The organism is Vicingus serpentipes (assembly GCF_007993035.1).
Taxonomy (GTDB): domain Bacteria; phylum Bacteroidota; class Bacteroidia; order Flavobacteriales_E; family Vicingaceae; genus Vicingus; species Vicingus serpentipes.
Genome location: NZ_VOOS01000004.1, coordinates 1 through 13,425 on the forward strand (window position 1 = coordinate 1; position 13,425 = coordinate 13,425).

The 13,425-nt window shown below is 32.2% G+C and carries 7 protein-coding genes; all 7 read right to left on the reverse strand.

Annotation, left to right across the window (positions count from 1 at the left end; genetic code table 11):
• Window positions 1-704: 704 nt before the first annotated feature.
• Window positions 705-962 (reverse strand): T9SS type A sorting domain-containing protein, encoded by a 258-nt coding sequence (locus tag FRY74_RS08810; protein ID WP_147100626.1) that lies wholly within the window; start codon window positions 960-962, stop codon window positions 705-707.
• Window positions 963-1,178: 216 nt separating this feature from the next.
• Window positions 1,179-2,213, reverse strand: a complete 1,035-nt coding sequence (locus tag FRY74_RS08815; RefSeq protein ID WP_147100628.1) for a TIGR03032 family protein — start codon at window positions 2,211-2,213, stop codon at window positions 1,179-1,181.
• Between the two features lie 13 nt (window positions 2,214-2,226).
• Window positions 2,227-2,433 (reverse strand): hypothetical protein, encoded by a 207-nt coding sequence (locus FRY74_RS08820; protein ID WP_147100629.1) that lies wholly within the window; start codon window positions 2,431-2,433, stop codon window positions 2,227-2,229.
• 203 nt (window positions 2,434-2,636) lie between these two features.
• Window positions 2,637-4,742, reverse strand: a complete 2,106-nt coding sequence (locus tag FRY74_RS08825) for a T9SS type A sorting domain-containing protein (protein ID WP_147100631.1) — start codon at window positions 4,740-4,742, stop codon at window positions 2,637-2,639.
• 410 nt (window positions 4,743-5,152) lie between these two features.
• Window positions 5,153-7,234 carry a T9SS type A sorting domain-containing protein gene (locus FRY74_RS08830; protein ID WP_147100633.1) on the reverse strand — a complete coding sequence of 694 codons (2,082 nt, stop codon included), beginning with the start codon at window positions 7,232-7,234 and terminating at the stop codon, window positions 5,153-5,155.
• Between the two features lie 656 nt (window positions 7,235-7,890).
• Window positions 7,891-9,537: a tetratricopeptide repeat protein gene (locus FRY74_RS08840; protein ID WP_147100636.1), complete on the reverse strand. Its 1,647-nt coding sequence runs from the start codon at window positions 9,535-9,537 to the stop codon at window positions 7,891-7,893.
• A gap of 130 nt (window positions 9,538-9,667) precedes the next feature.
• A complete protein-coding gene (locus FRY74_RS08845) occupies window positions 9,668-13,297 on the reverse strand; it encodes a two-component regulator propeller domain-containing protein (protein WP_170227993.1) in 3,630 nt (1,209 codons plus the stop codon).
• Window positions 13,298-13,425: the final 128 nt, after the last annotated feature.

The following is a 13,425-nucleotide window of genomic DNA, read 5'->3' on the forward strand; positions in this document are numbered from 1 at the left end:
AGATATCCTGTTCCACTTGTTGGAATAGTAATTTCTGTTGAAGTGGAAGTTCCAGTATTGTCAGTTTTCCATGTTGTAATAAATTCATTTTGCGCAAATACAAAAGATATTGAAAATGTAACGAGTAATGTAAATAATAGTTTTTTCATTATGCTTAAGTTTAATTTGAGTACATTTTTGATTATTCAACTTTATTTTAAAACCCATTAATAACATTGATAAAAAAATATTTGATTCAAAAGTATTTCTACTTTCCCTTAGTTGTATAATTTATAGTGTGACAAAATCTTTACACAAGGCTAAAAACCTATAAATAAGGGGTTAAAATTATTTATTACTACCGTTATATGCAGCTTCAACCATTTTTAACCTATTATTATTTGTAGTAATAAATTTTATAGTTTAGCTGAACCATCGCCTTTTTATTTTAAGCATTATTCTATGTAATTTGTTCTTGCAGCTCAACTCAAAAAGATAGAATTATTGTGACTAATAATGATTGTTTTTGAATTTGATAAAAGAGACCTAAAGATCATTCAAAAATAACCCATCCTCCAATTAGAATTTTGTGAGGAACTTGTACATCCTTTTAATAGAAAGAAGTAAAATATCTATTCTATATTAAAAATCACAAACAAAGAAATTTTAGTGTTAATTGGACAGATGAACAGTTGATTATCAATAATAGAAAAGGGTACCCCCTTTTAAAGTTTATTTACCTTCCTTTTAAAAGTGTATTTGTCAGTATTAACTACGACAATGTATTCACCTTTTGAACCAGGCAATTCAATGTAATCAAAACCAATTTGACACGAATGATTCTGCTTATCAATCATAAGCTCACCAAGCAGATTATAAATTCTAATGCGCCTAATATTATCACTATTTTTTAATTTGATTTTTAATGCCCCATAAGAAGGGTTAGGGTAAATTTCTAAATTATTGTCAGTTATTTCTTCCATACTAATAGTAAACTATCCTAAATAAAAAGAGTTAATAATTTATTCATTATGTTAAAATATAATACAAGTTTTCTATAGGAAAAAGTATCGACTACTCAATATTCTACTTCAATCTTTAACTCTAAATTAAAAATGAGGAAACTAAACGAACATAAAATATAGATTCATGACAATCTTAATTTTAGTAATATTTACAGAACTAATTAATATTTTAAGTTATTGCTCAACCGATATCATTTTATGAATATCATCTTTTATAACCCCAATAAGTGTAGGCATAATTGTTTTTGGAAGCGTAATTACATCATATAACTCATTTATCATACCATCAATATGTAAATACTCTTCATATTGATTTGTTTTGATATTAAAAATTTCTAACCCACATGTAGGTTTTAGATTATTAGCTTTTATGTTATTTTCTAACTCAATATCTTTAAAAGATCTTTTTTCTCTATTTTTAGACATACCAACAACAGCATAATCACCTATAAAGTGAAGTCCTCTTAGGAATCCTGGAAAAAATGCAACTTTAACAAACTTTTTCTTTTCTTTATTAATAAAACCTAAATAACCTGTTCCAGCTTCTAACAACCACACCTGTCCATTATGAACTCTTGGTGAATGAGGAAGAGATAAACCTGAACAAATAACTTCGTTTGTTCGAACATCCATAACAATTCCACCATTATTTCTATGTTCTCGCCAACCATCTTTTTCATTAGAGGGACCAACCATTGTTATATACGCTGCTTCTCCATTTTCCTCAGCCAACCCATTTAAATGACATCTATCTTCAGGGACAATTTCACTAATAAATGGAGGCTTCCATATCACTTTAAAACTATGGGTATCACTCACAGTTGCTAAACAATTAAACTGCGTATTTACAAAAATTGGACGGTCTTCAGCATCTACAATAATATCATGTGTATCAATATTACCTGTTGTATAACTTAATTGGGGAATATAGAGTTTATCAATTCCTTTAAATTTTTGGTTTGGTAATAATGTATTCTCGAACCTCCAAATTTGAAAAATTGAACTCAACCACAACGTGTTATTTTTTAATGCCATACCCATGCATCTTACAAAAGTTCGCTCAGAAACATTCAGGCTTTTGTCTGCTTTCAACCCAAGTAAAAATATTTTACCGATTTCGTATGTAGTAAATCCGAGGCTACATTCGTTTTTGAATAGCCAATTTTCAAAGCCATCAGATTTCTTAAATTCATATCCATTATTACTCATAGTTTTTGCAGATTTAATTTACAATAATTCTAAAAGTTGCTTCTTCTGAAACAATCAAATATATACCAATTGGTAAAGAATTAATAGTTTTTGTTGATTTATATGATGTTATCAATTTTCCTTTTGTATCATATACTTCTATGTTGTTAAGTGTAAAACTAAAGTTTATGCTCCAAACTGCATCAGTGCTTTTATATATTTCACCTGGTTCAGTGCACAATACATAATATTTGTGTCACTTTTACAAGCTGTTATACATCTTACATGGGTTAATTGATCCATTATACTGTCATCCCAATCATGATTTACAAGTGGTCCTATAGGTTCCCCCAACAGTTTTGCGATTGAACAGTATTTCTAGCGCTATTAAAAATTAGCGCTAGAAATAACATGATCAAATATGAGCTTTTTTTAAGTTTAACATTAGCTCACAATTATTTTGATTGTTTGTAATTCTGAAATTAAAAAGTACATTCCTTTAACTAAACCATCTATCTGATCGGTTTCATCATAAGATTTTATTAGTTGACCAGTTGCTGAAAAAACCTTAACATTTTTAACCTTCTGATTCAAATAAATTACATCCCCACTATTTGATGGATTAGGAAATAAAGTAAGTGTGCTGTTCAAACTGTTTTCATAAACCCCTGTAGGACAATCTAATGCCAAGGTTATTGAATCGTTTAAAATTACACAAGATCCCGAAGGGTGAATTCCTTCAAAATATAGTGTTACTGCACCATTATTAACATCATCCAATGATGGATTATAAGAAGTTACAGCCACAGAATCATTACTAAATGTTCCTGTACCAGAACTACTCCATGCTAATTGAGTTACATTACCTTCAACTTGACCATTTAACTGTACTGGGTTGCTGTCGCAAAAAGTAGTGTCTACTCCTGCATATAAAGAGTTAGTAGCAGTATCTTTTTCACTATTTAATATATAAGAAGTACCTGCATAAGTCATAAGTTGATCGCTGTATCCATCATAATTATAATCTCCAACAATATCTGTTACGAAATATTTATTCCCTGGCAACACAATTCCACCATGTGCTTGAACTAAATCATTAATATCAATTGAATCCAACATTTGCTCGCAATTGCCATAAACTACTTGCGAAACATTTTCACGAGAAACAGAAGTAACCAAAGTAAGTTGAAGATCTGTTGTTGTAAAAAATACATCGTCTAATCCATCTCCATTTAAATCACCAGCAGCGCCAATATCGGTATGACTATTCTGGAATATAATTTCATTTCCATAATTACCAACTATTTCATAATCATATATAACAGCATTAAAACTAGAATTACCATATACTGTAAAAACTGTAGATATTGTGTCAGCATCATTGGTATGACTATCAGAATTGTCTGAAAACATTATATCATCATAACCATCTCCATTCACATCACCTGGCACACTAACATCCCAGCCGAAGACCCCCCCAGTTAGCCCACCTTGAGGAACAGTTTCTTCAATTTTAAATCCATCTGTACCGTTTAACATATTATCCCAATCAATTTGATTATTTACAAAACCTGTTGGACTTCCATACATTACTTGAATTTTATTGTAAGTTTGATCTGCAACTACAAGATCAGAAATGCCATCACCATTAATATCTCCAGAAGCAAAATCTGTTCCCCACTTATATCCGTTACTGTTACCGGTAGTATGATTGAGTATTAACCCATCGTTCAAGGTCATATTATCCAGATTCACGATTGAATCAAATCCATTATTGCTGCCAAATAGAACAAATGATGGATGTTGAACATAGTATTCTCTATAATAATCAAATACGGCTACATCATTAATCCCATCACCGTTAAAATCATCTAACGCTACGAAATCATCTGCAAATTGATACGATGATGGTGCTATCATATGAAATCCATCTGCTGAGTCTAGTGCTGCAGTATAGATGGTATCATTAGCAAGTTGATCTGTTCCAAATATAACAAATGCGTCACTGGTACTGACAGTAATTCTTTGTTTACGACCTATTATATCATCCTTACCATCATTATTAATATCAGTAAAAACACAATCATATGCTTTATCTATAAAAAACCCATTTGTTCCATCTATATCAGCTTGATTTGTTGTAGTTAAACCATTTTGATCACCAAAGACAACATAAGCTCTTCCATTTACATCATTACTTTTCTTTTTTTCTCCAAAAAATATGTCTGTATAACCGTCTCCATTAAAATCTAAAGACCTTGGCTTTAGTAAATCTGGTCCATTGAATTCCGTTACTCTTGGAGAAGGAATATTAACCTGAATAGTATCTTGTGCGCTAACAGGATTTGCTAACCAGGCTGTTAATACCACTGTAGAGATGTTTACTGCATAGCTTTTTTTAAATTTTAAAATTCTTTTCTTTAAAATTTCTATTTTTCTAAGGTCTCGTAGATATTTAGTTTTAGATTGTTGAAGTGATAATCTAGTTTTTAGTCTTGTATACTTTCTCAAAATCTTTAGCCATTGAACCTTTAACTCTATTTTTTTCATAATACTTTAAGTTTTAATTTAATACTTCTATTTAGTAACTGTATTTAAACATTAGCTCAAAAATGTTTGATTCAAAAGTATCATACACTCCCTCCATGTTCTATTTTTATGATGTGACAAAATCTTTACAGAAACAATATTCAATTGATAATCAGCTATTTAAAATGTAATATTATATTACACTCTTTAATTTTAATTAATTCCCATATTGAATTTCAATTATTTAATTATCCAGCTTGAAATAGCTAAAAGCAAAATTGATGAAAGAATAATATAGAAAACTAAACCAATATTAAATTGTGATCTGTTAAGGTTTATGCTAACAATACCTATTGATATTATTAATAAAACAAATAGACAAATAATCGATATAAATGTATAAACAGATAGGAATACATTTAAGTTTAACATTAACTCACAATTATTTTGATAGTTTGTGAATTTACAACAACAACATAGATTCCTTTTGCCAAACCTTCTATTTTATTGGTTTCATTATAAGATTTAATCAATTGACCAGTTGCTGAATATACTCTTACATTACTTACGGTTTGATTTAAATAAATTACATCTCCACTATTTGATGGGTTCGGAAATATACTAAGTATATTGTTTGAATCATCTTCATTTATCCCTGTAAAACAATCAAAGTTCAAGGTTATTGAATCATTGAAACTTATACATGTTCCAGACGGATGAACTCCTTCAAAATACAGTGTTACTGATCCATTATTAATGTCATCAGTTGAGGGGTTATAAGAAGTTACAGCCACTGAATCATTACTAAATGTTCCTGAACCTGAACTCATCCAACTTAATTCATTTACGTTCCCAACAATTTGCCCATTTAATTGTGCTATATCGCCAACACAAACAGACGTATCAGCACCAGCAGAAATTGAGTACGTTGCTTCATCACTATGCAATATATATGATTTTCCAGAATAAGTAGTAAGTAGATCATTGTGTCCATCATAATTATAATCTCCAACAATATCTGTTATAATGTATTTATTCCCCGGCAACACAATTCCACCATGTTCTTGAACTAGGTAATTTACATCAATTAAACCCATAATTTGCTGACAATTGCCATAAACTACTGTTGACATATTACTTCTAGAAACATAAGGAACTGTCGGAAATCCTAAACTTTTTAATGTAAATATAACATCGTCTAATCCGTCTCCATTTAAATCGCCAGCTGCGCCAATATTGGTGTGACTATTTTTAAAAATAATTTCATTTCCATAATTACCTGCTATGTCATTATCATATATAACAGCATTAAAACTAGAATTACCATATACTGTATAAACTGTAGATATTGTGTCAGCATCAAGGGTCCAACTATCAGAATTGCCTGAAAATATTAAATCATCATAACCATCTCCATTCACATCTCCTGGCACACAAACCTCTTGGGCGAATAAGCCAGTTAGCCCACCTTGATTAATAGTTTCTTCAATTCTAAATCCATCAGTACCGTTGAACATATTATCCCAATCAATTTGATTATTTGTAAAACCTGTTGGACTTCCATACATTACTTCAATTTTATTGTAAGGTTCATTTGCAACTACAATATCAGAACTGCCGTCACCATTAATATCTCCAGAAGCAAAACTTGTCCCCCAATAAGTTCCTTGACCTGAGGTAGGATTTAGTATCAACCCATCGTTCACTGTCATATTATCCAAATTCACGATTGAATCAAATCCATTATTGCTGCCAAATAGAACAAATGAAGTATGTTGAACATAGTATTGTCTGTGATAATCAAATACAGCTACATCATTAATCCCATCACCGTTAAAATCATCTAATGCTAAGAAATCATTTGCAAAACCATATGACGAAGGAGCAATCATATGAAATCCATCTGCTGAGTCTAGTGTTGCAGTATAGATAGTATCATTAGCAAGTTGATTTTTTCCAAATATTACAAATGCGTCACTGTTACCGACAGTAATTCTGTTTTTACGACCTATTATATCATCTTTACCATCATTATTAATATCAGCAAAAACACAATCATATGCTTTATCTATAACAAACCCATTTGTCCCATCTATATCGGCTTGATTTGTTGTAGTTAAACCATTTTGATCACCAAAAACAACATAACCTCTAGCGTTATTCCCTGTAGAGCTACCAAAAAATATGTCTGTATAACCGTCTCCATTAAAATCTAAAGATCTTGGATGTCGGAAATCTGGACCACTGAATTCCGTTACTCTTGGAGACGGAACATTAACCTGAATAGTATCTTGTGCGCTAACAGGATTTGCTAACCAAGCAGTTAATACCACTGTAGAGATGTTTACTGCATAGCTTTTTTTAAATTTTAAAATTCTTTTCTTTAAAATTTCTATTTTTCTAAGGTCTCGTAGATATTTAGTTTTAGATTGTTGAAGTGATAATCTAGTTTTTAGTCTTGCATACTTTCTCAAGATCTTTAGCCATTGAACCTTTAACTCTATTTTTTTCATAATACTTTAGTTTTAATTTAATGCTTCTATTTAGTAACTGTATTTATAACATTAGCTCAACAATGTTTGATTCAAAAGTATCATACACTCCCCCCATGTTCTATTTTCATGATGTGACAAAATCTTTACAGAAACAATATTCAATTGATAATCAGCTATTTAAGATGTAACATTATGTTACACTCTTTAATTTTAATTAATTCCCATATTGAATTTCAATTATTTAATTATCCAGCTTGAAATAATTAAAAGCAAAATTGATAAAAGAATAATATAGAAAACCAAACCAAGATTATACTCAGATCTATAAAGGGTGATACCTATTATGCCTACTGTCTGAATTAATAAAAAAAATAAGCAAATTATTGATATATAAGGATAAGTATCGAGGTATAATGGAAGCACAGCAAAAACACTGCTAATTATCTCAATAACACCTATTAGTTCAGTAAAATTTGACTTAATATTACTAACCCATAACCCAAAAAAGATTTCAAGCTTGTGCTTTGGATATATTAGTTTTAGTAATCCAACAACAAAATATGCCAACAACATTATTAGGTTTATACTTTCCATCAATTATTTTCAATTGACTCAAAAGTAAAATTAGGGGGCGGGTACTCCTAAAAATTAATGTTACAAAATATTAGCAGTACTTAAATCTGCTTCAAATAAGTTACTAAATCATCATCTTGATTAAGATTAATTTTTTTTCTAATTCTTGATTTAGCAACATTTATAGTATTAATAGAAGTATTTCTGATGTTTGCTAACTCTTTAGTTGATAAATTAAGAGTCAGTAATGAGCATATTTCTAGTTCGGTTTTTGATAATTTTGGATGAGCAACTAATAAACGATTATTAAATTCAGAACCAATTTTATCATTATCATTTAACAACAATCTTTTTTGATCTTCACCGAGTTCAGTTTTTAATTCAGTAATTACAAAAGAAAGCTCTTTATTGTTTTCACTTCTTCTTTTTACCTCTAATAACTGTTCTATTAATTTTTTTCTAAATGAAATTAACACTCTTGCTTGATTATTTAAGTTTTCAATATCTCTTATTTTATTTAATAATTCAAGCTCATGCTTTTCTTTTTCTAATTTAACAGCTTTATTATTAGCTTGAATAATAAGCTCTTTTTGTTGTTTTATTGTTTTATATCTTTTTATAAGGATAAGAATAAAAATAAAAGATAATACTAAAGTTATAGCAATAAAAAATGAAATTCTATTTTGGAATATTTTTTCTTTAATAAGGAGCTTTTTTTCAGCTTTAAATTTTTCCTCTCGAATAATTTTTTCTTTTTCATATTCATATTTTGCTTTCTCATTTATTGATTTTCTCAATACATCCTGGTTTATAACACTATCTTTCATTATCATATGAGTCTGGTATAGCTCTAATCCCTTCTTATAGTTCTTTAAAGCTTGATATACTTTTGACAGTGTAAGAGAAGAATAAGCAATTTGCCTTGGGTAAGACAGCTCTTTTGCAATCTCATAACTCTTTTCAGCATATATTTTAGCATCTTGATAATTACCTTTCAAAATTTGAATTTGTGCAAGATTATTTAAATGAGCTGCGTTAGAATTTTTGTATAGAGAATTTTTAGTAATATCATAAGCCATGCTTATGTACTTAAATGCACTATCCAATTCCATCCTATTTTTATGAATTATACCAATATCATTTAAACTAACCCCCATATATTCATCATCATTAATTGATTTTGCTATTTTATAACTTTGTTTATGAAAAAATAAACTAGAATCTATTTCCCCGAGGGCAAAATAAACTTGAGCAATATTGTTCAAAGAATTAGCAATACCTGAAGAGTCTTTAATGTTGCTTCTATTTTTTAAACTTTTGTAATGAAATTCTAAAGAACTATCATACTCTCCTAATGTTTTATAAATAGTCGCAATATTATTCTGTGTAACAGCAACTCCCTGTAAATCATTAATCTCTTCATAAATCGATAGTGCTTCAAAATAGTTTTCTAATGCATAGGATAAATTCCCTTTTTGTTCCATTAACCATGCCCCCCATAGGTGGCTTTCAGCTTTCCAATATTTATGAGTTGATTTATTTACAATTTCTTGTGCAATCTTCCAATAATAGACTGAAGAATCTAATTGATGCAAATGATGATATTCGACTAATTCAAATATTTTTTTTAGCCGTAAGGTATCAACGACCGTTGAATCATGAATAAAAGAATTTAACTGTTTAGGCTGTGAAAAACATATACCTGAAAAAGTTAGCAAGAGATATATTAGAATTACAAAATTCTTCATAAAAGCAAAAATATCATTTATAAATCAAAGTCCGAATTAAATAATCCAGTTAGAAAGTAAGTTAACAATCTATTAGTTCTTCAGGGATTATTTTTTGCATTACGTTTCTTTTTTGTTGTAGTATATTCATTTACTTTAATTCTATTTTCACCCCAATCACACAAACATCATCCAGCTGCTCAAGATCGCCCATCCAGTTTTCAAATGCTTCATTAATAATTTCGTGTTGTTTATTCATAGACTCTTGCTGTATGCTTAACAATAGCTTCTTGAAGTTGGCAGGTTTAAACTTCTTTCCTTTTTCTCCTCCAAACTGGTCCTGAAAACCATCCGTAAAAATGTAAATGGAATCCCCTTGTTCCAACGTAAACTCATGTGTGGTATATGGCATTGGATTATCAACTTTACCAATGGCCTGTTTGTTGGGTTTTGTTTCTAGCAGTTCCTCATTGCGAATGATCCATATCGGGTTATTGGCTCCTGCCCATTGCAACTTGTTTCCATGCAATGCACATAAAGAAATATCCATTCCATCTTTTACATCTTCTTCACTTTTTTCAAATTCCTGAATTACGATTTCCCTTGTCTTATTTAGAATTTCTCCAGGGTCTGTTAGTCCGTTCTCTCTTACGGAACGATTGAGTCCATTATTACACACAACACTTACCATGGCGCCTGGTACACCATGGCCAGTGCAATCTGCCGCTGCGAATAACACCCTTCCTTCAGAAGGTTCCATCCAATAGAAATCCCCAGCCACAATGTCTTTGGGCTTGTAGAGAATGAAGGATTGATCTAAATATTGCTTAACTAGTTTTGTTGGAGGTAAAATTGCTGATTGGATACGCTTAGCGTAGTTAATAGAGTCTAGAATTTCGGTGTTCTTTTTTTCCAGTTCACCGTATGCTTTATCCACGTATGCTTTTTGTCTTTCAACTTCTTCCTTTTGCTCCCTAATTTCATAGGTAGCGTTATCCACTTCTATTTCCAGTTCTTTTTGGCGTTTTTTGAGTTTATCTGTGCGCCACCGTACAAAAACAAAAACTAACAACAATGCTCCCAGAGCATACATTGTAAGGGCCCACGAGGCGTACCACCAAGGCGGATGAATGGTAAAAGTATATTCAAACGGCTCACTCCACTCACCGCTTTCTCCAATAGCAAGTACTTTAAACGAATAAGTACCATATGGGAGGTTTCGGTAATCTGCTTTGGCTTCAAGGCTGGGTTGGCTCCAGGTGGTGTTGAGCCCTTCCATTATAAAGCTGTATTGTATTTTATGTGATGCGCTCCAATCTATGGCTGCAAAATGAAAGGTAAGGTGGTTTTTATCATAAGGCAACTCTAAATTCAATGGGTAATTTTCAAAACGCTGTACACCATTAAACACTATTTCATTGCCCAGACTATCTGTTATATTTCTATAGTCTATGAATTGCTCATTAATATCAATTTGCCTTAAATAAACCGCTGGCGGTTTTGTTGATGAACCAAATTTATTTAAATCCAGCATGGTTAGGCTTTTACCACTGCCCCACCATATACGGTTTTTACTGTCTAAACAAACACTGTTGGCAAAAAAATCCATGCCTTTTAAACCGTCATTTTTTTTAAATAAATTTAGGGTATAGCTAACTTTTTTTGTCTTAGAAACAGCGCTAATAACATAAATAAAGTTTGTAAGGCCACTTTCTGTACTCATCCATATATGACCGCTTTTATCTTCCAGTATTGACAAAACACTATTGTTGGATAAGCCTTCTTTTTCTGTAAAATGCGTAAAGGTTTTCCCATTGTACATGCTCGCACCTCCGCCAGAAGTGCCGAACCAAAGGTTTCCGCTTTTATCTTCCAGTATTGACAAAACACTATTGTTGGATAAACCTTCTTTTTCTGTAAAATGCGTAAAGGTTTTTCCATTGTACATGCTCGCACCTCCGCCATAAGTGCCGAACCAAAGGTTTCCGCTTTTATCTTCCACTATAGACAAAACACTATTGTTGGATAAGCCTTCTTTTTCTGTAAAATGCGTAAAGGTTTTCCCATTATACATACTCACACCTCCGCCATAAGTGCCGAACCAAAGGTTTCCGCTTTTATCTTCCAGTATTGAAAAGACGGTATTGTTGGATAAACCTTCTTTTTCTGTAAAATGCGTAAAGGTTTTCCCATTGTACATGCTCACACCTCCGCCAGAAGTGCCGAACCAAAGGTTTCCGCTTTTATCTTCCAGTATTGACAAAACACTATTGTTGGATAAGCCTTCTTTTTCTGTAAAATGCGTAAAGGTTTCTCCATTGTACATGCTCACACCTCCGCCAGAAGTGCCGAACCAAAGGTTTCCGCTTTTATCTTCCACTATTGACAAAACACTATTATTGGATAAGCCTTCTTTTTCTGTAAAATGCGTAAAGGTTTTCCCATTGTAAATGCTCACACCTCCGCCAGAAGTTCCGAGCCAAAGGTTTCCGCTTTTATCTTCCACTATTGATAAAACACTATTGTTGGATAAGCCTTCTTTTTCTGTAAAATGCGTAAAGGTTTCTCCATTGTACATGCTCACACCTCCGCCAGAAGTGCCGAACCAAAGCTTTCCGCTTTTATCTTCCACTATTGATAAAACACTATTGTTGGATAAACCTTCTTTTTCTGTAAAATGCGTAAAGGTTTCTCCATTGTACATGCTCACACCTCCACCATCAGTTCCGAACCAAAGGTTTCCGCTTTTATCTTCCACTATTGATAAAACACTATTGTTGGATAAGCCTTCTTTTTCTGTAAAATGCGTAAAGGTTTTCCCATTGTACATGCTCACACCTCCACCATCAGTTCCGAACCAAAAGTTTCCGCTTTTATCTTCCACTATTGATAAAACACTATTGTTGGATAAGCCTTCTTTTTCTGTAAAATGCGTAAAGGTTTTCCCATTGTACATGCTCACACCTCCACCATCAGTTCCGAACCAAAGCTTTCCGCTTTTATCTTCCACTATTGATAAAACACTATTGTTAGATAAGCCTTCTTTTTCTGTAAAATGCGTAAAGGTTTTCCCATTGTACATGCTCACACCTCCGCCATAAGTGCCGAACCAAAGGTTTCCGCTTTTATCTTCCACTATTGACAAAACACTATTGTTGGATAAGCCTTCTTTTTCTGTAAAATGCGTAAAGGTTTTCCCATTATACATGCTTACACCTCCACCATAAGTGCCGAACCAGAGGTTTCCTCTTTTATCTTCCAGTATTGACTTGACATAGGAAGAAGCCATTCCCTGGTCCACGTCTAAGTACTGCATGTTGTTAATGGCATCGTCTTTAAAGCGTGGGGGTAAGGCAGCTGTGGGTTGGGCTTGAGTGGTTTTTATTTTTTTTGCATTGGAAGGGATTGTCACCCCCGTTTTTATAGTGTCGCCTAATGAGTTTATAAGGTGGTGTAGGGTATCTTTTTGTGCAATTTCATCTAAAAGAATAGTGGTTAATGAGTTGTGGTTTACGGGGATGACGGTTAGGTTAGTTGGTACTTTATATACGTTATCGTAGGCGTTGTAGATGCTATCCGGTGGGTTAGCCGGCACATTGATTGGCATGGAAACACTGTCTGGATGAATAACTTTTCCGGTTACCGGAATAGGGATTCCAGAAATTAGGGAGTCTCCGCTTTCCAGAATAATGGGTTGAATGCTGTTGCCTGTTAATGCGTTTAGAGTATAGCCATTGTAAGGGTTTGCCTCATTTTTTTGTGGCAGCGGTAACAGTGGCACCGGTTTTTCGTCTACTGTTTTCTTACTGGTACATGCTGCCAGAAATAGAAGTACTAAAAGATATATTAGTTTTGTTTTCAATTTGTTATGTTCAAAGTGATACAACGACAACATTATGTTTTCGTTTT

Excerpts from the sequence above, each read along its gene's own strand:
- FRY74_RS08810 (WP_147100626.1), bottom strand. The coding sequence starts at position 962 with ATGGAAGAAATAACTGACAATAATTTAGAAATTTACCCTAACCCTTCT.
- FRY74_RS08815 (WP_147100628.1), bottom strand. The coding sequence starts at position 2,213 with ATGAGTAATAATGGATATGAATTTAAGAAATCTGATGGCTTTGAAAAT.
- FRY74_RS08825 (WP_147100631.1), bottom strand. The coding sequence starts at position 4,742 with ATGAAAAAAATAGAGTTAAAGGTTCAATGGCTAAAGATTTTGAGAAAG.
- FRY74_RS08830 (WP_147100633.1), bottom strand. The coding sequence starts at position 7,234 with ATGAAAAAAATAGAGTTAAAGGTTCAATGGCTAAAGATCTTGAGAAAG.
- FRY74_RS08840 (WP_147100636.1), bottom strand. The coding sequence starts at position 9,537 with ATGAAGAATTTTGTAATTCTAATATATCTCTTGCTAACTTTTTCAGGT.